Origin of the sequence: Duganella aquatilis (assembly GCF_009674565.1) — a bacterium.
Lineage (GTDB): Bacteria > Pseudomonadota > Gammaproteobacteria > Burkholderiales > Burkholderiaceae_D > Rugamonas > Rugamonas aquatilis.
On record NZ_WKJL01000014.1, the window covers coordinates 36108 to 58015 of the forward strand.

Annotated in this window: 17 protein-coding genes and 2 pseudogenes; 7 read left to right on the plus strand and 12 right to left on the minus strand. The window is 63.5% G+C overall.

Annotated features, from left to right (window positions below; genetic code table 11):
* Positions 1-145: 145 nt before the first annotated feature.
* From GJ698_RS18475 to GJ698_RS18485, 3 genes are all read right to left on the minus strand, one after another.
* The gene (locus GJ698_RS18475; protein ID WP_154359331.1) at positions 146-2533 is read right to left on the minus strand and encodes a TonB-dependent receptor; all 2388 of its coding nucleotides are present in this window, start codon (positions 2531-2533) and stop codon (positions 146-148) included.
* 110 nt (positions 2534-2643) lie between these two features.
* A complete protein-coding gene (locus GJ698_RS18480) occupies positions 2644-4830 on the minus strand; it encodes a glycoside hydrolase family 88 protein (protein WP_154359332.1) in 2187 nt (728 codons plus the stop codon).
* A gap of 32 nt (positions 4831-4862) precedes the next feature.
* Complete coding sequence (locus GJ698_RS18485) at positions 4863-5684, minus strand: NAD-dependent epimerase/dehydratase family protein (RefSeq protein ID WP_154359333.1); 822 nt, start codon at positions 5682-5684, stop codon at positions 4863-4865.
* Positions 5685-5854: 170 nt separating this feature from the next.
* On the opposite strand from GJ698_RS18485, the gene GJ698_RS18490 reads away from it, so the two are divergent.
* From GJ698_RS18490 to GJ698_RS18505, 4 genes are read left to right on the plus strand one after another with little or no spacing between them, the layout of a single operon-like run.
* Entirely contained in the window at positions 5855-7738 is a 1884-nt protein-coding gene (locus GJ698_RS18490) for a hypothetical protein (RefSeq protein WP_208023847.1), read from the plus strand.
* A gap of 9 nt (positions 7739-7747) precedes the next feature.
* Positions 7748-8128 carry a 5-carboxymethyl-2-hydroxymuconate isomerase gene (locus GJ698_RS18495; RefSeq protein ID WP_154359334.1) on the plus strand — a complete coding sequence of 127 codons (381 nt, stop codon included), beginning with the start codon at positions 7748-7750 and terminating at the stop codon, positions 8126-8128.
* A 20-nt stretch (positions 8129-8148) separates the two neighbouring features.
* Entirely contained in the window at positions 8149-10050 is a 1902-nt protein-coding gene (locus tag GJ698_RS18500) for a glycoside hydrolase family 2 protein (RefSeq protein WP_154359335.1), read from the plus strand.
* Positions 10047-12263 (plus strand): glycoside hydrolase family 3 N-terminal domain-containing protein, encoded by a 2217-nt coding sequence (locus tag GJ698_RS18505; RefSeq protein ID WP_154359336.1) that lies wholly within the window; start codon positions 10047-10049, stop codon positions 12261-12263. Before GJ698_RS18500 ends, GJ698_RS18505 begins: the two co-directional genes overlap by 4 nt.
* On the opposite strand, the gene GJ698_RS18510 is transcribed toward GJ698_RS18505, so the two are convergent.
* Positions 12260-12967, minus strand: coding sequence for a substrate-binding periplasmic protein (locus GJ698_RS18510; protein WP_154359337.1), 708 nt, complete (start codon positions 12965-12967; stop codon positions 12260-12262). The genes GJ698_RS18505 and GJ698_RS18510 overlap by 4 nt on opposite strands.
* Positions 12964-13860 carry a LysR substrate-binding domain-containing protein gene (locus GJ698_RS18515; protein ID WP_154359338.1) on the minus strand — a complete coding sequence of 299 codons (897 nt, stop codon included), beginning with the start codon at positions 13858-13860 and terminating at the stop codon, positions 12964-12966. Before GJ698_RS18515 ends, GJ698_RS18510 begins: the two co-directional genes overlap by 4 nt.
* A gap of 253 nt (positions 13861-14113) precedes the next feature.
* Here GJ698_RS18515 and GJ698_RS18520 point away from each other — a divergent pair, with 253 nt between their 5' ends.
* Positions 14114-14644 carry a GNAT family N-acetyltransferase gene (locus tag GJ698_RS18520; RefSeq protein WP_154359339.1) on the plus strand — a complete coding sequence of 177 codons (531 nt, stop codon included), beginning with the start codon at positions 14114-14116 and terminating at the stop codon, positions 14642-14644.
* Positions 14645-14685: 41 nt separating this feature from the next.
* Positions 14686-15656 (plus strand): annotated as a pseudogene (locus GJ698_RS18525) (GlxA family transcriptional regulator).
* A 169-nt stretch (positions 15657-15825) separates the two neighbouring features.
* On the opposite strand, the pseudogene GJ698_RS18530 reads toward GJ698_RS18525, so the two are convergent.
* From GJ698_RS18530 to GJ698_RS18550, 5 genes and pseudogenes are all read right to left on the minus strand, one after another.
* Positions 15826-16821 (minus strand): annotated as a pseudogene (locus tag GJ698_RS18530) (MFS transporter); the annotation flags it as partial.
* Positions 16822-16906: 85 nt separating this feature from the next.
* Positions 16907-17200, minus strand: coding sequence for a hypothetical protein (locus GJ698_RS18535; RefSeq protein WP_154359340.1), 294 nt, complete (start codon positions 17198-17200; stop codon positions 16907-16909).
* Positions 17201-17331: 131 nt separating this feature from the next.
* A complete protein-coding gene (locus tag GJ698_RS18540) occupies positions 17332-17616 on the minus strand; it encodes a YkgJ family cysteine cluster protein (RefSeq protein ID WP_154359341.1) in 285 nt (94 codons plus the stop codon).
* Positions 17617-17628: 12 nt separating this feature from the next.
* A complete protein-coding gene (locus GJ698_RS18545) occupies positions 17629-18342 on the minus strand; it encodes a pirin family protein (protein WP_154359342.1) in 714 nt (237 codons plus the stop codon).
* Between the two features lie 3 nt (positions 18343-18345).
* Positions 18346-19095, minus strand: coding sequence for an SDR family oxidoreductase (locus tag GJ698_RS18550; RefSeq protein ID WP_154359343.1), 750 nt, complete (start codon positions 19093-19095; stop codon positions 18346-18348).
* 111 nt (positions 19096-19206) lie between these two features.
* On the opposite strand from GJ698_RS18550, the gene GJ698_RS18555 reads away from it, so the two are divergent.
* Complete coding sequence (locus GJ698_RS18555; RefSeq protein ID WP_371865382.1) at positions 19207-20130, plus strand: LysR family transcriptional regulator; 924 nt, start codon at positions 19207-19209, stop codon at positions 20128-20130.
* On the opposite strand, the gene GJ698_RS18560 is transcribed toward GJ698_RS18555, so the two are convergent.
* Together GJ698_RS18560 and GJ698_RS18565 are read right to left on the minus strand one after the other, a co-directional pair.
* A complete protein-coding gene (locus GJ698_RS18560) occupies positions 20072-20887 on the minus strand; it encodes an alpha/beta fold hydrolase (protein ID WP_154359345.1) in 816 nt (271 codons plus the stop codon). The two genes, GJ698_RS18555 and GJ698_RS18560, sit on opposite strands and share 59 nt — an antisense overlap.
* On the minus strand, positions 20884-21900 hold the full coding sequence (locus tag GJ698_RS18565; RefSeq protein ID WP_154359346.1) for a M14 family zinc carboxypeptidase: 1017 nt from the start codon (positions 21898-21900) through the stop codon (positions 20884-20886). The genes GJ698_RS18560 and GJ698_RS18565 overlap by 4 nt, the downstream gene beginning before the upstream one ends.
* Between the last annotated feature and the right edge of the window lie 8 nt (positions 21901-21908).

A 21908-nucleotide genomic window follows, 5' to 3' on the forward strand; every position in this document is an offset into this window, starting at 1 on the left:
ATGAAAAAAAGCCCCCGCAGCAAGCTGCGAGGGCCAAATAGCGACCGCTGGAGCGGAGTCGCGAGGGAGATGCTCCTCAAACCGGGGTCAGTTCTGCCATTGGTACATGAGCTCGTGTGCGATTGGCAGAACTGACCCCGGATATTTAGAAGGTGACGTCGAGGCGGGCGCCGAAGTAGCGTTGGAAGTCGCGCGGCGGCATCCATTCGGTGGTGTTGACCGCCACCGGCGTGTTCGGCGCTTTCGGGCTCCAGGTGCCGTTGGCGATGGCGTTGTTCAGGCCCGTCGCGTAGCGCTTGTCGAACAGGTTGTTGACCAGGAAGCTGACCTTGTAGCGGTCCTGCTTGTCCTTGACGCCGAAACTCAGGTTGGTGATGCTGTAGGCGCCCTGGATGGTGCCCGGATCCTGGTTCAGCGAGAACTGCGTGCGGCTCTGGTAGCGCGTCGAACCGGCGATGAAGCCGTTGAAGCTGTACGACGGCAGCATCAGGTCATATTGGCCGCCCAGGTTGATCTTGACCTTGGGCGCATTCGGCAAGGTCTTGCCGGCCAGGTTCTGCACGAAGGTGTTGTTGAACTTGGGATTCTGCGCGCAGCCCGGTCCCGGCACGCCGGCGGTGCCGGCAGCATTGATGACGTTGTAGCACGGGCCGTTCTCGAACGACTGGATCGTGGCTTCCGTATAAGCGAAGCTGCCGTTCAGCTGCAGTTCGCGCGTCACGCGGACGTTGCCTTCGACTTCCAGACCCTGGGTGCGCAGGCCGCCGATGCTGTTCAGGCCGGTGCGGAAGGTGCCGTCGTCGTCAAAGAAGCTCGACGATTGCTGGAAGTGCTTGAAGTTCGTCCGGAACAGCGCCACGCTGAACATCGCGCGGTTGTCCCACAGGCTTTGCTTCCAGCCCAGCTCGTAGCTCTTGGCGGTTTCCGGCGCCACGGCAGGCAGGGCGGCGGTGGCGGCGGTGAAGCCGGAGGTCAGGTCGTAGGCCTTGCCCTTGTGGCCGGTCGACGCCATCGCGTACACCATGCCGTCCTTGCTCAGGCGGTGTTCCAGGCCCAGCTTGTAGGTGCTGCTCTTGTCGGTGTCGGACTTGGTGTAGAACTCGGTCGTCGCGTGCACCTGCGGCGGCACCGTGTAGCGGCGGAAATTGTAGCCGGTGTCTTCGTCGTTGTAGCGGGCGCCGAGGATCAGGCTGGTGTCCGGACGGAAGTCCCACGAGCCCTGGCCGTAGATGGCCTTGCTGGTGTTCCAGGCGTCGGCGCCATAGGCGGTGCCGTAGGCCTGGATCAGCGGCGCCTTGGTCAGCTCGCGCGTCAGGTCGTTCTTGCCGTACCACAGACCGGCCACGTAGCGCACCGCACCCTTGTCCGGCGAGGTCAGGCGGAATTCCTGGGTGGTCGATTTGACGTCGAAGAAGCCGTACTGGTACAGGCCGCCGTGCATGCCGGTCGGCTGGCCGTTCGGCAGCAGCAGGAACGGCAGGATATCGACGTCGGTGTTGTCGTTGTCCTGGTAGTCGTCCATATGGTACTTGCTGTACGACGAGATCGAGCTCAGCGTGTGGCCGGCCAGCGGGCTCTTGTCGTCGAAGGCCCAGTCCAGCTTGACGCCGGTGCCGACGTCGTGGAACTTGCCGCCGGTCGGGTAGTCGTTGCGCACGTCGCGGTTGTCCGGGCTGATGGTGATGCCGGACAGCACCACCGACGGCGGCAGCTGCGGCGCATTGCGGTACAGTGCGCCCGGCGACATCGAGGTGAAGGCGGTCGAGCAGCAGAATTTTTCGGTGCGGTTGTAGTGCGGCGTCAGCGTCAGGGTCAGTTCCTCCAGCGGTTGCCATTCGAGCTTGCCGCTGATGTTGTCGCCCTTGCTGCCGTTGAGCTTTTTGCCGGTGGTCAGGTTGTTGAGCGTGCCATCGAAGTTGGTCTTGCTGGCGGCCAGGCGCACGCGCAAGGTGTCGGACACCGAACCGCCGGTGCTGACGCCGACGCGCCATTCGTCGTCATTGGTGACGTAGGTGGTGGCGTTGGTCTTCCACGGTCCGCCGATCGGCTTGGTGGTGATGTTGATCGCACCGGCAATCGAGCTCTTGCCGAACAGCGTGCTTTGCGGACCTTTCAGTACCTCGATGCGGCCGACGTCGGCCAGGTCCTTGAAGGCGCCGGCCTGCATGCCCAGCGGCACGTCGTCGACGATGACCGCCACGTCGGCCTCGACGCCGATGCCCAGCGAGAAGGTGCCGATGCCGCGCATATTGATGCTGAAGTTGCCCGGCTGGGTGCCGTAGGACAGCGTCAGCGCCGGCGACAGCGACGGAATGTCTTCCAGGTCGCGCACGTTGGCGCGTTGCAGGACGGCGTCGTTCAGCACAGTGATGGATGCGGGCACGTCCTGCAGATTCTGCGCGCGCTTGTTGGCGGTGACGATGACGGATTCGAGCTTGCCGTTGTCCGCTTCCTGCGCGACCGCAGCGCCGCCCAGCAGCGTGAGTGCAACAGCGGCCGTGATGAGCCGCAGTTTTGGTTGGTGCGAGTGCATGTGGTATCTCCTATAGTTTTTGATTTTGGTACTTCAACTAGATTGTGGTAGCGCTTCCATTGCGGGGTTGAAAAAATCCGCCGGCGTCTGGTGGACGGCCGGCGGGGCGGTTACTGCGTGGTGACGTTGAGCGGCGCTTTCAGCTTTTGCGCGTAGCTGCGGACATAGGCATCCCAGGCGGCGGCGTCGGCAAAGTCGCCGCTCTTGCTCCAGCCGGCGCCGAAGTAGTAGACGAAGGGATTGCCCGGCTGCGCCTGGCCGGCGGTGAACTGCTGCTTGTCGATCAGCGCCGTGCCGCTGACGCCGGCCGGCAGCACCACGCCGCAGCCGATGCTGCCGTCGTCGCCGTGCGGCGGCTGCCAGTAGGCGGACCAGCCTTCCGCCGGCTGCGTGACGTAGTGGCCGTCGCCGTCGCGCTGGACGATGCCGACGCCGACCGTCAGTGGCTGCGTGGTTTTGAAGCGGGTCTCGACGCGCGTCATGTTGGAGCCGGCGTCGATCGAGAAGCGCTTCACCTCGGAAACCTTGCTGCCGTTGCCGGCATCCCAGTCGCCGTAGGTCAGTTCGAACACGGAGCGCAGCGGGCCGTCGGCCAGCACCTTCCAGCGCTTGAAGTTGGACGAGTTATGCAGCTTGCCGTCGACGATGATGGAGGTGCCGCCGCAGCCGCGGCTCTGGCCCACGTCATAGAAGTCCAGGCCTTCGCCGATGTCGTGGTGATACTCGCCGCGCTTGTACCATTTGTCGACCACCGGCGTGCGCACCTTCTTGACCCACACGTCCACGCCGCTGCTGATCAGGTGTTCCTTCGGATCGTTGATGATGGCGGGGCCGTACACACGGTGCGCGGTGCGGTCGCTCTCCCAGGCGAAATCGTCCAGGCGTTCCGGCACGAAGCGCGCATGCGTCTTGACGTCGGCCGGCGGCACGACGGCCAGGCGCTCGGCCGGCAGCACCAGGTAGCGCCGCGTTTCGCCGGCCGCCAGGTTGACCGGGAACACGATCTGCTTGCCGATCACCTGCGAGTTGAGAATGGCCGAGGTGGCGGCGTCCATCACCACCGGCTTGCTGATGCCTTTGCCGATGGTGGCTTCGGCCAGCTCGTCGCCGCGCACGCCGCCGGTCGGATTGGCCACGCTGACCGTTTGCGGTTTGGTCTTTTCCAGCACCGCCATGCGATACACCTCGCTGCCGGCCAGCAGGAAGCCGCCGACGCCATAGACTTCGGTCAGATTGTCATCGAAGACTTTCGGCGCCAGGCCGATAGGCTGCACGTGCGTCAGCTTGCCGTCCGGCTGGACGTTGGCCACCAGCGCGGTCCACGCCTTCTGCACCGCGGGTTTGAAGGACCTGGCGTCCAGCAGTCCCTGGTTGACGCCCCAGGCGAAGGCGTAGGCGTACAGCGCCGAGCCGCTCGACTCCTTCATCGGATAGGTGTCGGGATCGAGCAGGCTGGCGCGCCACAGGCCGTCCGGCTGCTGCAGCGTGAGCAGCTTGGCCGCCATGTCCTTGTACTGCTGCACGAAGCGCGCGCGTTCCGGATGATTCTCCGGCAGGTATTGCAGCACGCGTACCAGACCGCCCATCACCCAGCCGTTGCCGCGTCCCCAGTAGACCTTCTTGCCGTTGGCTTCGCGCTTGTCGAAGTAGTTGGAGTCGCGGAAGTACAGGTGTTCTTCCTTGTCGTACAGGTAGTCGGAGGTCACCCACCATTCGCTGATGGCGAAGTCCAGGTAGCGCTGGTCGCCGGTGATGGCCCACAGACGCAGCCAGGCCGGCGGCGCCATGTACAGCGCGTCGCACCACGACCAGCGGTCCTGGTTGCCCTTGACGGTGAATTCCAGCGTGCCGTTGCGGCGGTTGGCCAGGATGTCGTCGAAGCTGGCGCGCATCGGCGCGATCATCTTCGGATCGTGCGTTTGCAGATACAGCTCGGCGTAGGTCTGGCCGACGATATGGTCGTCCGCGTGGTAGTGGTTCGGGCCGAGGTTCCAGTTGTTCTTTTCACCCATGGCGATCATCGCATCGCGGTATTTGCTGCTGCCGGAGATGTTCGCCAGCGCCATGATGCCGTTGTAGCCCACCGCCTGCGTCCAGTCGTCCGGGCGGTGCTTGCTGGGATTGGCCAGCTGCCAGTCGGCCACGCGCTCCATGGTGGACAGCACGGCCTTGGGATTGATGGCGGCCGACGGCGCAGCCGCCTGCACGGCGGGCGTGTCGGCGGCATGGGCGGGAATGGCGTGGCACATGGCCGCCACGGCGGCCAGTACTGCAATACGCAGATGCGATGAGGTCATGCGGTTTGTCTCCGTGATGGCTATGTATTTTTTTATTTGTAGATCGGGCCGGCCGTCACGAACGGCCCGCCCTGGTAAATCGTTGGCGCATCGCCGGCAGCCGGGTAGTCGGCGCTGTCGGGGAAGTTGTTTGCGTAGTCGGCGGAGCTGTGCTGCGGCACGTAGCCCAGGTGCGAGGCGTGCTTGTTGTCCCACCATTTGACGGCGTTGTCCGAGGTGCCGAAGGTGATGGTGTGACCGACGCGCGGCGTGAACAGCGAGCAGCGGATCAGTTCCACCAGGTCGTCGTAGGCCAGGTAGGTGACCATCATGCGCGGATTCTTCGGTTCCGGGAACGAGGAGCCGATGCGCAGGCACACGGTTTCGGTGCCGAAGCGGTCGTAGTAGTAGCGCGACAGCGCTTCGCCGAAGGCTTTCGACACGCCGTAGAAACCGTCCGGGCGCAGCGGCATGCTGGCGTCCACCAGGTCGGTGGTCTTGTAGTAGCCCACCACGTGGCTGGAGCTGGCGTAGATCACGCGCCTGACGCCGCACTTGTGGATCGCCTCGTACAGGTGGTGCAGGCCGAGGATGTTGGCGTTCATGATCGGTTCGAACTTGTCTTCCACCGAAATGCCGCCGAAGTGCAGCACGGCGTCCACGCCTTCCATCATGGCCATGACCTTGTCGCGGTCGGCCAGGTCGCCGATAACGATTTCCTCGCCTTTGCGCGCGGGGCCCAGATCCTTGACGTCATTCAGGCGGACGACATCCGCCCAGGCCTTGGCGCTCTCGCGCAGTATGGTTCCCAGGCCGCCGCCGGCGCCGGTCAGCAGGATGCGTTTGAAAGGTTTTGCGCTTGAAGTAGTGGTCATGTTTTTGGTCTGTGTTTGGCTTGTTGGTTAAACGTTTAATCGCAAGTATAACCATTTTCGTTCTGAGGTCAATCTAATCGTTTAACTTCGTTGCATCAGTCCACGCTTTACCTCGGCAAAAAAATCACATACCATCCGTAAAACGTTTTCCATAAAAATTGAGACACCAAATGACATCCTTGAATTCCACCGCGCTGGCGGTGCTGCTGGCCTTCGCTCCCGCCTCCGCCGTTATCGCCCAGATTCCCGCCCAGGTCACCCCCGCCAACTACGTGCCGCCGCTGGCGACCACGCCGATGAACCGCATCGTGCAGGACAACGCATACAAGCAGCTGGACTACTTCTTCAAGAAGCTGGCGACGGAAAAAGAGGGCATCGTCATGGACGGCACCTCGCCGTTCAAGAGCGGCGACAAATTCCTGCCGGGGAAAGTGGCGGCGGGCCTGGGCCATGTGCTGCTCAACACGCCGAAGGACGATCCGACGCTGGAGCAGAAGCTGAAGGATTACCGCGACATCGCCGACATGACGGTCGGCATGGACAACCACACCTGGGGCATCTACTACTACATCGGCACGCTGGTGAAGCTGAAGCAGGCCGGCCTGCTGGAACGCGCCGTCAGCCCGGCCACGCTGGAGAAGCTGCGCAAGCAGCTGGACTGGCGCACCTTCGTCACACCGCAGTGGGATCTGATCTCGCTGCCGACCAATTACTACGGCGTCGCCTTCAGCATCGCGCGCCTGCGCATGCTGATGGGCTGGGAGGACGACAGCGCCGGCAAGGTACTGCTGGAGAAAATGCTCACGCATTACAAGACCTACTCCGGCAAGTTCGGCTTCTCCGACGAGACCGACGGCGAAGGTCGCTTCGACCGTTACAGCATTCTGCTGATCGCCGAGATCTGCGAGCGCTTCCTGGAAACCGGCCTGCAGCCGACCGACGAACTGAAAGGCCTGCTGCGCAAGGCGGCCGATATCGCGCTGAACGTCTCCAACACCGCCGGTGATGGCTTCAGCTTCGGCCGCAGCCTGGGACCGTATGGCGAGACGGCGTTGGTGGAAATCCTGTCGGTGTCAGCCTACCTCAACGTGCTGACGCCGGAAGAGAAGCAGTACGCCTACGCCTTCTCGTCGCGCGTGGCGGCGCGCTACATGGACTTCTGGTACGACCCGTCCATGCATTCGCTGGACATGTGGGGCAAGGGCCGCCGCACCGATACCTATCGCGGCAAGCACCGCATCCTCGGCGAGAACTTCTCGCTGCTGCACCAGCTGCTGTCCACCAACGAGATGTGGAACGAGGCCGGCTTCAAGGACGTGCAGCCGAAGGCCGATCTGCAGGCGTGGCTGGACAAGACACGTCCGCAGTTCAGCGTGACCACCTTCGCGCAGGGCGAATACGACCGCGCGCTGGCGATTTTCCGCGACGGCAAACACGTGGTCAGCCTGAACATGATCAACGGTGGCATCAGCCAGCATGACAACAGCCCTTACTATCCGCTGCCGTTCGCGCAGGGCATCGTGTCTGGCGTGTCGGACAGCGGCAGCGCGCATCCGCAGCTGCTGCCGAAGTTCACCATGGCCGACGGCTCGCAGCTGATAGCCGCCGCCTGGCTGAAGGATATCAAGACCGCCAAGGATGGTGAACGCTACACCATCACCTACCGCCAGGATGAACTGGACAAGCTGGGCAAGCGCTCACCGGTGAAGGACGCGCGCATCAAGCTGCACACCACCTACAAGCTGGAACACGGCATGATGACCCGTACCGATGTCTATACGCCGGTGGGCACGCAGGAAGTCGAGAAGATTTCACTGGAATTCGCGTCGTTCTCGGATCAGGCTACTATTCAGGGTAATACCGTCACGTTCGCGCAAGGCGATGTGAAGGAATACAGTGTCAGCGGCTTGCAGCAATGCCAGTCCGCGCCGACCAATGGCAGCAAGGACTTCATGGCGCCATACGGCGCGATGAAAACGCTGGTGACCTGCAGCACCGGCAAGCTGACCTTGAAGGAGCCGCTGACGATCAAGTGGAGCATCAAGTATCAATAAAGGAGTGGTATGCCGCATCTGAAAATCGAATACACCGCCAACCTGGATGCGCATGCGGACATCGGCGAATTGTGCAAGACGCTGTCGCACACGCTGGTCACGTTGAAAGACGCGGCTGGCGCGCTGGTGTTTCCGTTGTACGGCACGCGCGTGCTGGCCTATCCGGCCGCGCAGTACGCGGTGGCGGACGGCGAGCAGGGACGGGCGTTCGTCTATCTCAATATGCGGATCACGCCGGGACGCAGTCCGGAGCTGGTGCAGGTGATCGGTGACACCTTGCTGGCGGCGGCGCGCGACTACCTGGCGCCGGTGCTGGACAAGCTGCCGCTCAGGCTCACGCTGCACATCGACGCCACGCCGCCCGGCTACGAAGGCAAGTTCACCAACTAAAAAAACTTCAGGAGACATGAATGCATAAAGTGTGGAAGCTGCTGCTGTTATCAAGCTGTCTTGCCGTCGGCCTTACCGCCGGCGCGCAGGACGACCAGGCGCCGGGACAGGCGCAGGCCAACAAGGGCTCCGGCACGCGCGCCGAACTGGCCAAGCAGCCGCCCACGCTGCAGAACATCTACGGCCGCCAGCACGTGCTGCTGGACGGACGCTGGAACTACATCATCGATCCTTACGAGACCGGTTTCTATAACTATCGCCGCCAGCCGTTCGACCAGTCGCCGAGCGGCGCCGGTGGTTTCTATGACGACCGCAAACCGAAGGACAAGGACGATGCGGTCGAATATGACTTCGACAGTTCGCCGACGCTGGCGGTGCCGGGTGACTGGAACTCACAGAACGCCAAGCTGGAATTCTACGAAGGCACGTTGTGGATGCGCCAGAAGTTCGTCGCCGCGCCGAAGGAGGGTAAGCGCTACTTCCTGTACTTTGGCGCCGTCAATTACGAGGCGCACGTCTACCTGAACGGCAAGAAGATCGGCAGCCACAAGGGCGGCTTCACGCCGTTCCAGTTCGAGGTGACGGGCAAGCTGCTGAAAGGCCAGAACGCCGTCGTCGTCAAGGCCGACAACACGCGCCATCAGGACGATATCCCGACCGTGAACACCGACTGGTGGAACTACGGCGGCATCACGCGCGACGTGCTGCTGGCTGAAACGCCGGACACCTATATCGAGGACTACCAGATCCAGTTGGCCAAGGGCGACATGGGCCGCATCGAAGGCTATGTGCAGCTGGCCGGCGCCAGGCGCGCGCAGGACGTGAGCATTTCCATCGCGGAGCTGGGCATCAAGACCAGCGTGCGCACCGACGCCAATGGCCGCGCCGCCGTCAGCATCGCGCTGTCGAAGAACAAGGTGCGCTACTGGTCGCCGGAAGATCCGAAGCTGTACACGGTGTCCATCGCCGGCGCCACCGACAAGCTGGATGACCGCATCGGCCTGCGCACCATCGAAACGCGCGGCCACGATATTCTGTTGAACGGTAAATCGGTGTTCCTGCGCGGGATCTCACTGCACGATGAAAATCCGCTGATCCCGGGCCGCCTGCGCGGCGAGGGCGATATGCGCATGATGCTGCAATGGGCCAAGGACATGGACTGCAACTACGTCCGCCTGGCGCACTATCCGCACAGCGAGGAGATGATCAAGCTGGCCGACGAAATGGGCTTGCTGGTGTGGGCCGAGGTGCCGGTGTACTGGACCATCTCGTGGGAGAAGCCGGAAGTCTACGCCAACGCTTCTCAACAGCTGACCGACCTTGTTGTGCGCGACAAGAACCGCGCCAGCGTCATCATCTGGTCCATCGGTAACGAGACGCCGGTCAGCCCGGTGCGCACGGAATTCATGGGCAAGCTGGCCGATACCGTGCGCTCGCTGGACCGCACCCGCCTGGTGGGCGCGGCGCTGGAAGTGCACCGCAGCGGCGACGTGGTGACGGTGGAAGATCCGCTGGCCGAGAAGATCGACCTGGCCAGCTTTAACCAGTACGCCGGCTGGTACTGGTCCAACAACAAGGAGATGCTGAAGTTCTCCTTCAAGGTCAATTACAACAAGCCGGTGATCGTGACCGAGTTTGGCGCCGATGCGCTGGGTGGCTACCACGCCGACAGCGACACCAAGTGGAGCGAGGAATACCAGGACCAGCTGTACAAGAACACCTTCAAGCTGCTGGATGCGATTCCCGGCCTGCGCGGCATGACGCCGTGGGTGTTGACGGACTTCCGCTCGCCGCGCCGTCCGCATCCTTACTACCAGGACTACTGGAACCGCAAGGGCCTGATCTCGGAGACCGGCAAGAAGAAGCAAGCCTTCTACACGCTGAAGTCCTACTACGAACAAAAACAACAACAGTACAAATGAAGACATTACACATTGCTGCCGCCATCAGTGCGGCCCTGGCGCTGTCCGCCAACGCGCAGGATGCGCAGATCGATCGCAAGGTCGCGGACCTGATGAAACAGATGACGGTGACCGAAAAAGTCGGCCAGCTGCACCAATTGTCGGGCCGCCAGTTCACCGGCCCGACCAGCAGCGAGTACGCGGCCAAGCTGGCCGATATTCGCGCCGGCAAGGTCGGCTCGATGCTGAACGTGATCGGCGTGGCCGACACGCGCGAGATCCAGGCGCTGGCGCTGCAATCGCGCCTGAAGATCCCGCTGCTGTTCAGCCTTGACGTCATCCATGGCTACAAGACCGTGTTCCCGGTACCGCTGGGCGAAGCCGCTTCGTGGGACATGGACGCGATCGAGCTGTCCGCGCACATCGCCGCCAGGGAAGCCGCTGCCGCCGGCATTCACTGGACCTTTGCGCCGATGGTCGACATCGCGCGCGATCCGCGCTGGGGCCGCGTGATGGAAGGCGCCGGCGAAGATACCTACCTCGGTTCGCAGATCGCCACCGCGCGCGTACACGGCTTCCAGGGCAGGAAACTGGGCGCCACCGATTCGGTGATGGCGACCGCCAAGCACTTCGCCGCCTACGGCGCCGCGATTGCGGGCCGCGACTACAACGCGGTCGACATGAGCACGCAGCAGCTGTATGAAGTGTATCTGCCGCCGTTCAAGGCCGCCGCCGATGCCGGCGCCGCGACTTTCATGAACTCCTTCAACACGCTGAACGGCGTGCCGGCCACCGGCAACAGCATGCTTCAGCGCGATATCCTGAAGGGCGCCTGGAAGTACAAGGGCTTCGTGGTCAGCGACTGGGGTTCGGTGCGCGAGATGGTGCCGCACGGGTATGCGGCCGATTTGTCCGACGCCGCCGTGAAAGCCATCAACGCCGGCAGCGACATGGACATGGAAGGCTACGCTTACAGCCAGCATCTGGAAGCCGCCGTCAAAGCCGGCAAGGTGAAGATGGCGACGCTGGACGACGCCGTGCGCCGCGTGCTGACCAAGAAATTCGAACTGGGACTGTTCGACGATCCTTACCGCTATTCCGACGCCGCGCGCGAAAAGGCGGTGCTGGGCGACGCCTCGCACCGCGCCGCGACGCTGGACGTGGCGCAGAAATCCATCGTGCTGCTGAAAAACGAAGGCAAGTTGTTACCGCTGTCGCGCGACGCCAAGCGCATTGCGGTGATCGGCCCGCTGGCCGACGCGCAGCGCGACCTCGAAGGCGGCTGGGTGGTGCAGGGTGAACGCGCCAAGGTAGTCAGCATCCTCGAAGGCATGCGCGGCCACGCCGGCAAGGCGGAGATCAGCTACGCCCAGGCCTGCGCGCCCGGCTGCGCCTCGGCCGAAGGCTTTGCGGCCGCCGTCGCCACCGCGTCGCAATCGGACGTCATCGTGCTGGCCATCGGCGAAACCTGGGACATGAGCGGCGAAGCCAAGTCGCGCACCGACATCTCGCTGCCGGGCCAGCAGGAAGCGCTGTTCAAGGCGCTGAAGGCCACCGGCAAGCCGGTCGTGGTGGTGATGCTGGCCGGCCGTCCGCTGGTGTTCAACACCATCGCCGACCAGGCGGACGCCATCGTCTATGCCTGGTTCCCCGGCAGCGAAGGCGGGAATGCCGTCGCCAACGTGCTGTTCGGCGACTACAACCCGTCCGGCAAGCTGCCGATCACTTTCCCGCGCAGCGTGGGACAGATTCCGCTGTCGTACGCGCAGTACAGCACCGGGCGTCCGGTCACGGATGAAAAGAACGTGGTCTACAAATCGGCCTACATCGATTCCGTCAACACGCCGCGCTATGCCTTCGGCCATGGCCTGAGCTACACCGACTTCAAATACACCGGCCTGACGTTGAGCAGCCCGGCCATGTCGGGCACGCAGAAGGTGACGCTGTCGTTCGACCTGGCCAACAGCGGCAAGGTGGAGGGCACGGAGATTGTGCAGCTTTATCTGCGCGACATGGTGTCGTCGGTGGTGCGGCCGCTGAAGGAACTGAAGGGTTTCCGGAAGGTGCATTTGAAGCCGGGCGAAACGCAGCGCGTCAGTTTCACCATCGACCGCGACACGCTGTCCTTCTTCGACAGCCAGTTGAAGTGGGGCGCGGAAGCGGGCGAGTTCAAACTGATGGTCGGCAGCGCGTCCGACGACATCCGCCTGGAAAGCACGCTGACGCTGCGCTAGCGCAGCTTGAGGATGGCGGACAGTTCGCCGTTCTTCTCCAGCGCATTGATCGCGGCGTCGACTTCCTCGACCGTGATCCTGCTCTTGCGGGAGACGGCGCACTTGGTCTTCACTTCGGAGATCGTCAGCGTGTGATAGCCCGGCGGCAGCATGCCGTCGTTGAGGTGCTGGGCGATGACGCTGCGCGGCGTGAGCAGGTAGTCGAAGCGGCCGGCCGTCCACTTTTTCAGCGACAGCGTGCTGGTTGGCGCATCGTCGCGGATAAAGTCCTTGCCCAGGGCCTTCTCCATCGTCGGATAGCGGAAACCCAGCACCGTGCCGATGCGCTTGCCGCGCAACTCTTCCATCGATTCCGGCGCTTTCACATGCTGTAGCGTCAGCAGCACTTCCACCACCGGGATAAAGGCGCGCGTCCAATTGACGTCGCCGGGCGTCCACTCGGGCAGATAGCTGCACAGCACATCGCCATCACCGCTTTCCAGCGCCGCCATGATGCGCGTGCGCGGCAGGGACACGAACTGCACCTTGCGGCCCAACTGGCGCGCCAGCGCGGCGCCCATCTTTTGCTGGAAGGGGTTGGGCTTCTGCTGATCGGGGCCGAGCATGGCGTCGATTTTTTCGACGTAGCGCAGCGGCGCCTTCTCGGCGGCGTGCGCTGGCGCCGCGGCCAGCAGCATGGCGAACATCAGTGGCGTGGATTTCATTGGAGGCCTTTCTGCATCTCGGCTACTTCCTCCTGCAGCCAGGCGCGGAAGTGGGTGATCTTGCTCATGCCGCGCTTGTCGCGGGCGACGATGACGCGGTAGCCGCGTTCATATGGCGCGCTTTCGCAATCTACCATCTTCAGCGCGCCGCTGCGCAGATCGTCGCTGGCAATGGCGTGCGACACCAATGCGATGCCTTGTCCCGCCAGCGCCGACTGTACCATCACCGCAAAATTGGTGAAGCTGCGCGAGAAGTTGTAATTGCCCTTCAGCGCATTGTTCTGCCGCAGCAGCGCGATCCAGGTGTCGGTGGTGAATTCGTGCAGCAGCGGATAGCGTTCCAGGTCGGCCAGGGTGATCTCGGTTTCGCCGGGCAGCACCAGCGACGGACTGTAGACGGCTACCAGGCGGTCGTGAAACAGCAGGTCCGGATCGGTACGCACCACGTCGTAAGTACGCAGCGCGATATCGGTGCTGCCGTCTTCCATGTTGGCGATGGTGTCGCTGGAATCGATACGGATATCCAGATCCGGATGCAGCTTGGTGAAACGGGCGATGCGCGGCACCAGCCATTTGATCGCCAGCGAGTGGGTGGTCGACAGGCGCAGGATTTTTTCCTCGTCGCCGCCTTGCAGCGCGGCGACCTTGGTATTCAGGTCGCCCAGCATGCGGCGCACGGTGGCCGAGAATTCCTGGCCTTTTTCGGTGAGCGAAATGTGGCGCGGGTGGCGCGAGAACAGATCGAAGCCAAGCGCCTCCTCCAGCTGCTTGACCTGCAGGCTGATCGCCGCCGGCGTCTTGTGCAGTTCCTGGGCGGCCAGCTTGAAACTGCCCCAGCGCGCCGCGCAGTCGAAATCGAGCAGCCCGGAAAGGGAGCGTAGCGGTTTGGTCATGACTAAGATTTTCTTATGTGAACGGCGAAAATAACTCGTTTGATAACGGTTTAATGCCAGTGCAGAATATACCTCATACGCAGTGAAAATTCCATGAACAAGTTTTTCTTGCAGGAGGTGATATGTCTTATATCGATTTGAGGCGCTGCTTCAGGCGCGAACTGGTCCGGTTGCTGTCGCAAATGATGCTGCGCCGCTGAGATTTCTCTTGTATAGTGGAAAATCAATCTTTCCACCGACAGAGAGCAATTTGATGAGTAAGCACACCGTCGTGCGCTGCAGTGTTGAGCGGCACGCCAGCGCCATTCTGGAGATCTTTAACGACGCCATCCTGAACTCCACCGCGCTGTACGAATACAAGCCGCGCACGCTGGAAGTGATGACCACCTGGTTCGAGACCAAGCGCAACGGCGGTTTCCCGGTGATCGGCATTGAAGATGAAAACGGCGTGCTGATCGGCTTCGGCAGCTATGGCACCTTCCGTGCCTTCCCGGCGTTCAAGTACACGGTCGAGCATTCGGTGTACATCCACCAGGACCATCGCGGCAAGGGCGTGGGCAAGGTGCTGATGCAGGAACTGATCGCCGCCGCGCGCGCAGCCAATCTGCACGCCATGATGGGCGGCATCGACGCCGCGAACGCCGGCAGCATCAAGCTGCATGAAGGCCTCGGCTTCAAGCACGTCGGCACGCTGCCGCAAGTCGGCTTCAAATTCGGCAACTGGCTGGACCTGGCTTTCTACCAGCTGATCCTGGATACGCCGGAACAGCCGGTTGACGGCTAGTCACCTTCGTCGTCAATGCCTGCTTTGATATCGTTTGCGTCATGAGAATTTCCGTGCTCGCTTTGGACGGCCTGTTTGACACCGGGCTCGCCGTCATACTTGATGCGTTTTCGCTGGCGAACAAATTTGCCGTCTCGAAAATGAATGGAATGGAACACCGTATTTCGACGTGACGATTGTTGGCGTACGCAGAAAAGTACGGTCCGGACGAGGAATGCCCATACCCGTACAGCCGATCACGGCGGATCTAAAACCGGACTGGGTGATCATTCCCGCCCTTAGTACCAGTACGCCGGAGGTATTGCTCCCGGCGTTAGAGCGGCCGGATGTAAAAAAGGCGAAGCAGCAAATCGTCGCATGGCATGCCGATGGTGCATTGATCGCCGCATCGTGCATCGGCACCTTCCTGCTGGCGGAAACCGGGCTGCTTGACCACAAGGAAGCAACCACGACCTGGTGGCTCAGTCCTTTATTCCGGCAGCGCTATCCGCAGGTGCTGCTCGACGAGTCCCGCATGCTGGTGCCAACGGATGTGGGCGTTACAGCGGGAGCGGCGATGGGGCACCTTGATCTGGTTCTCTGGCTGATACGCAAGGCCAGCCCGGAGCTGGCCAGGCTGGTTTCCCGCTACCTGCTGGCGGATATTCGTTCATCGCAGGCAGCCTACATCATCCCCAATCATCTGGCCCAGGCGGATCCGTTGATTTTGCGCTTTGAACGATGGGCGCGGGACAACCTCAAGACCGGTTTTTCGCTGCAGGATGCTGCCGGCGCGCTGGCGACCAGCCCCCGCTCGCTGCAACGCCGTTGCCAGGACGTGCTTGGCAAATCGCCGCTGGCTTACTTTCAGGATCTGCGCGTGGAACATGCGCAATCGCTGCTTCACGGCAGCGGACTGGATCTCGAAGCCATCGCGGCCGAAGTCGGCTACGCCGATGGCGCCACGTTGCGCACGCTCTTGCGGGAGCGCCTGGGACGCGGCGTGCGCGAGCTGCGGGCCGATCTTCGCTAGCGCTGGCTTGCACGATACTGTGCACCGCTGCGATCTTGCGGTCGGCGCATGCTGAAACTATCAGCGCTGCGGCCACCAGCACCGCAGCGACCCAGCCCAGCTTTTCGCCACCGAGGGTATGGATGGTTGTCGCACCGATGATGCCGGCGGCGGTCGTACCAAGAAATACGGCGGAACTGTTAAGGCCGAGTACGATCGGTGCAATCTGAGCAGCAATCCCAACAATACGATGCTGTTGAGGCACGCTGCTGCCCCACCCGCATGCGCCCCACAGCAGCACTGCGGGAACGGCCAGCCAAAGATGGGCGCTGGTCCACGGCAGCAGGAGAAAGTCGGCAAGCACGGCAACGAACATCGTGATCAGCACCTTGCGCGAGCCGATGGCATCGATCAGTCGGCCGGCGAACAAGTTGCTGGCGGTTCCAGCGATTCCCCACACCACCAGCAATCCGGCCAGCACGGCGGGACTGCCGCCGATCGCACGTTCAAACACCACGGCGAAATAGGTGTAGACCGTGAAAGCAGCCGTGAAAAAGAGAAATGTCGTGGATAGCGCCAGGCCGATCCGCGCGTCGGCCAGGGGCGCGAGGCGTTGACGTAGCGTCACCGCTGGCGGCATCGGGATATGCGCGAGCCAGGTCGTGACGCCCAGCCCGGATGCCGCGGCAAGGACGGCGACAAACACCATAGACCAGTGCCAGTCGCCCAAGCCGCCTATGAGTGTGCCGATGGGGGCGCCAAGTGCGGTGGAAACGGTCATCCCGGTCGCCACTACGGATAGTGCGTAGCCTCTGCGCTCCGGCGCGACCAGCAATGCGGCGGACCCCGCCGCCGTTGGGAAGAAAATGGCAGCCCCCAGTCCGGCAAGCGCCCTGGTCGCCAGGGCGAGCTCGAAGTTGGGGGCGATCGCCGTGCCGAGATTGGCAAGCAGGAAGATGGCCAGGCCCGTTAATAGCAGCTGCTTGCGTGGCACTTGTGCGGCGATCGCCGCGATCACCGGCGCCAGCAGCGCGGTGGTGATGGCATACACGGTTGTCATCTGCCCTGCGGCACCCATGCTGACATGGAAGTCGCGGGCGATTTCCGGCAGCAGGCCGGCGACAACAAAACTGTCGGTTCCGAGCGCAAACATGCCAAGGGCGAGAACTAAAAGACGTCGATCCATTGGAGAGCTTTCTTGATGGTGCAGAGGTAAATTTTGAGCACCGTCAGCCGCGTGGACATCCCTGGGCTGACGGCCGGTGAGGTTCTTATTTACCCTGAATTAACAGGCCGAGAGGGGCGAGCGGGCCGACAGGAATGAACTCGTACTGCGCAAAGCCGGCAGCGACAATCGGCATAAGATCGATGACGCTTTTCGCCTGCTCGGTCGAATCGACGTTCATGAGGAAAACCGGACCTGGCTTATCTTGCCGGAACCAGAACTGTTCGATGACGCCATCGAGATACATCTGCAGGGTGTGCGGCACTTCCTTGGGCATGATCTCTGCGCGCTGTTGGTCGGAAACAGGTTTTACGATGGCGCCGATTGCTAACACTTTCATGGTGTTCTCCTTTGAAGAAGCATTGAATGGGGAGCTAACTATAGCTACCGCAAAGGAAAACAACTATCGTCGTAAACGCCAACTTTGGCATCATTCACGCCAATATGAGGAGGGTGGAATCTTACCCGCGACTAGCGCTGATTGTGTGGCGCGGTGGCCTGTTCCAGCTCGCCCAGCCAGTGGATGGCGTGCTCGCGGCTGTCGCCGCACATGTCGGCGGCGGGTTGCAGGCCGGCGCAGAAGGCGGGGCGGGAGGGCTGACCGAAGATCAGGCAGCGGTTGTCGTCCGCCAGCTGCACGCAGCGCACACCCGCCGGTTTGCCTTGCGGCATACCGGGGATGGGGCTGGTGATGGAGGGAGCCGTGCAGCAGGCGCCGCAATTCGGCCGGCACTCCAGGGCGGTCTTATTTTGCATAGGGCCGCTATTTTACGCCGTTTTGCGCGGCGCCTCGATCATCACCACTTCGGTGTCTTCCAGCGCGTGCAGTGCCATCTGCGTTTCGCCGATGATGGCGGCGCCGTCGCGCACCGCCAGTTCCGTGCCGTTGAGCTGCAGCCGGCCATCCACCGCCACCAGATAAGCGTCGCCGTTCATGGTATGCGTGATGCGGTCGCCAGCGCGCAGTTTGGCCACCAGCAGGCGGGCGTCGGCCTTCAGCGGCAGCGCACCATGCTGCTGCTGGTCGTCGGCGTAGCCGCTGGCCAGCACGGTCAGCTTGCCGCTGCGGTCGGCCTGCGGGAAGCGCCGGGTTTGCCATGACGGCGTGCCGCCGGTTTCCCTTGGCTTGAGCCAGATCTGGTACACCAGGGTCGGCTCGGTTTCGTTGTTGTGCTCCGCGTGGACGATGCCGTCGCCGGCGCTCATCACCTGCACGTCGCCGGCCACCACGCGGCTCTGGTTGTGCAGGCTGTCCGCATGGGTGACGGCGCCGCGCCGCACGTAGGTGATGATTTCGACGTCGCGGTGCGCGTGCATCGGGAAGCCCGAATCCGGCGCGAATTCGTCGTCGTTCCACACGTGCAGCGGACCGACCGGACCGTATTCCAGTTTACCCATGCCGGCGAAGCGGAAGTGCAGCCGGGCCTTGAGCCAGCCGGCGTCGCGGCCGGCCAGCGTTGCGTAGGGACGGAGCGCGATCATGGCTTACACCTGCGCCTGGCCGCCGTCGACAAACAGCTCGGCGCCGTTGACGAAGCTGGCGTCATCCGATGCCAGGAAGGTGACGGCGCTGGCGATTTCGCCCGCTTCGCCGACGCGGCCCATCGGCACCTGGGTTGCCAGGTAGTCCAGCAGGCCTTGCTGCTGGGCGGCGTCCGGGCCGGCCAGGTCCACCAGGCCGGGCGTGCGCACCGGACCGGGGACGATGGTGTTGACGCGCACGCCGCGGTCTTTCAGGTCGAGGATCCAGTTGCGGGCGAAGGAGCGCACGGCGGCTTTGGACGCGGCGTAGACGCTGAAGGCCGGCGTGCCCATGGTGGCGGCGGTGGAGCCGGTCAGGATCACCGACGCGCCTTGCGACAGCAGCGGGATGGCTTTCTGCACCGTGAACAGCAGGGCCTTGACGTTGCGGTCGAAGGTGTCGTGATAGTGCTCTTCGGTGATGGCGCCCAGCGGCAGCATGGTGCCGCCGCCGGCGTTGGCGAACAGGACGTCCAGGCGGCCGTGGCGCTGCGCGATGGTGGCGTACAGGCGGTCCAGGTCGGCCATGCTGGTCGAATCGATGCGCAGGCCGGTGGCGCCGTGGCCGATGGCTTCGGCGGCGGCTTGCAGTTCCGCTTCGCGGCGGCCGGTGATGATGACGGTGGCGCCTTCTTCGGCGAAGCGTTGGGCGGTGGCGAAGCCGATGCCAGTGGTGCCGCCGGTAACCAGTGCGATTTTGTTTGCGAGTTTCATGATGTCGTTTCCTTGTCGTGGTTGAGAAGTGCTGCTCGATGTAGACATGGTACGCAGGGACCGGATGTTTTAAAATAGAAGCAATCGCAAACTATCGTTGCAAATATGTCGATATCAAAAATTCCAGATTTCGAAGGGCTGGCGATGTTCGCCAAGGTGGCCGAGGAGCGTTCGTTCGCGGCGGCGGCGCGCGCCATGGGGGTGTCGGTGGCGACGGTGTCGCGCGGCGTCAGCCGGCTGGAGGAGCGCCTGGGCGCGCGCCTGCTGAACCGCAGTTCGCGCCAGCTGGCGCTGACCGAGTTCGGCATCACCGTGGCGGAAAGCGCCAGCCGCATGTACCGTGACGCCGAGGCCACCGAAAGCGCGGCGCGCGAGATGTCGCTGCAGCCGCGCGGCCTGATCAAGTTTGCGGCGCCGATGTCCTTCGGCCTGCGCTGGGTGGCGCCACTGCTGCCGGCATTCTTCGCGCGCTATCCGGAGGTGTCGGTGGACCTGCACCTGTCCGATGCGTCGGTCGACCTGGTCGGCGAGGGCTTCGACGCCGCGCTGCGGATCGCCGTGCTGCCCGATTCGGCGCTGGTGGCGCGCAAGCTGTGTTCCGTGTCGCAGGTGCTGCTGGCGGCGCCGTCCTACCTGGCCAGGCACGGCGCGCCGGCGCATCCGTCGGAACTCGGCGCGCACGCCTGCCTGGCCTACGCTTACCGCGCGCGCAGCGCGGCCTGGCGCTTTACCGGGGCAAACGGCGAGGAAGTCAGCATCACGCCCAACGGCCCGCTACGGGTGAACAATGCGGATGCGCTGGTGCCGGCGGTGCTGGCCGGCCTGGCCATCTGCGAACTGCCGGAATTCATGGCGGCCGAGTATGTGCGCAGCGGCCAGCTGCAGCCGCTATTGCCGGAGTGGGCGATGGCCACCGGCGGCGTGTACTTCGTGCGGCCGTCGGCGCGCGCCAAGCCGGCCAAGGTGGAGGCGCTGGCTACCTTCCTCGCCGAACACCTGTCGGACCCGGCGTGGCAACTGGCGGGCCGCCGCTAGCGCCATCCAGGATCAGCCAGTCGGCCACCATTTGCGCCACCCATTCGCCGGCGTCCAGCGGCAGGTCGTGGCCGGCGTTCGGATGCACGGCATGATCCGCCTGCCAGGCGCTGGCCAAATTGGCGGAGCAGCGCGGATCGACCAGTTGATCGCCGACGCTGCTCAACACCAGCAGCGGCACCCGCGGCCGCAACGGCGGCGCGCGGAAGCGGGCGGCGGACCACAGCTGGCGCAGCGCGTTGTGGCGCGTCACCGGGCATTCGCGCTGATAGCCCAGCCAGCGTTTCAGCAGGCCTTCGCGTTCGGTCGCGTCGCCTTCGCGGCTGGTCAGGCGCAGGATCAGGCGCTCCTGGTTTTCCACGCCGCCTTGCCACAGCTGCTTCAGGATCGACGGATAGTTCTGCCAGCGCAGCCGCTGGTGAAAGCGGCTGTAGGGCCGCATGCTGGTGTTGATCAGCACACAGCGCGCGATCTCCTGCGGATAGCGGCTGGCCCATTCCACCGCCACCATGCCGCCCAGCGACAGCGCCAGCAGGGAGTAGGGCGCCGGCACGCCGCGCGCGCGCAGTTCGGCGCGGCAGAATTCCACCGTCTCGGCCACCGTGGTGGCGCTGGGCAGCGCGTGGTGCCGGCCGTTGCCCGGCAGGTCGGGCGTGACGATGACGGCGTCCGCCAGCGCTTCCGACAGCTGGCCGGGGAAGCGTCCCCAGTGGCGCTGCTCGCGCATCAGGCCGCGCAGCAAAACCCAGGTGTTCATGTGTGATACCACTGCGTCAGCGCGCGGCGGTGCTGGACGGTGCGCGCCATGCCTTCGGGCAGCCAGCGTCCGTGGCTGTTGGCGGCGCGCATCAGGAAATCGAACAGCACCAGGTGGCGCCGCAGCACGCGCTGCAAACGGTGGCGCGCGGTCGGATTGAACATGGCGATGCGGTCGAAGATCTGGCGCGGATTTTTCTTCACCCACAACCACGATCCCATCTCCAAAGTCAGCGGCAGGAACACGCGGTCGCTGTGGCTGGTGCCGTTCAGGTACAGGTAGTCCCACAGGTCGCCGTGGGTGCGGTACTGGCGGCTCTGCGGTTCGAACACATAGTTGTGGTTGGGGTAGCTCTGGCTGAACAGCTGTTCCAGCGCGCCGATGTCGGCCAGGTGCGGAATCGGCGTGGCGGTGTGCGCATGCGGGAACCAGACACGGTCGCGCAGGCCGAAGCCGGAGTGGCAATCGAGCGCCATGCTGAACTGGCGCGTCAGCAGTTCGCGTTCGACGAATGCGCACACGGCCTGGCTTTCCGGCTCCATCGGCGCGCCCTCGGCGCCGCGATACCACGGCAGGTGATGGCTGAAGCGCTGCCCGCCCAACATGAACGGCACTTTCTCGACAGCGCTCAGCGGCGCGTTGCGCATCAGGTCCACGCCTTGCGGATTGCAGCGCGTGGCCTGCCACATGCCGCCCGGATTCACCAGCGGCATGAACACCAGCCGCATCGATTCCAGTTGCTGGTGCAGCGTGCTGTCCCAGCGCAGCCGCGCCAGCAGGCTTTCGAGAAAGGACAGCACCACCTGGGTGCCGATGCGTTCCAGTCCGTGGATGCCGCCGAAGAAGCCGAGCGCCGGCACGTCCGGACTCGGATTGCCCAGCGCGATGGTGTAGACCGGGAACTGGCGGCCGTCCATCGCCACCGTGCACGAGGTGCCGACTTCAAGATGCTTCCCGCCTTCGTCGATCAGACGTTTCAGGGTGATCAGCTCGGGCAGGTTCTTCTCAGGCATACGGGACG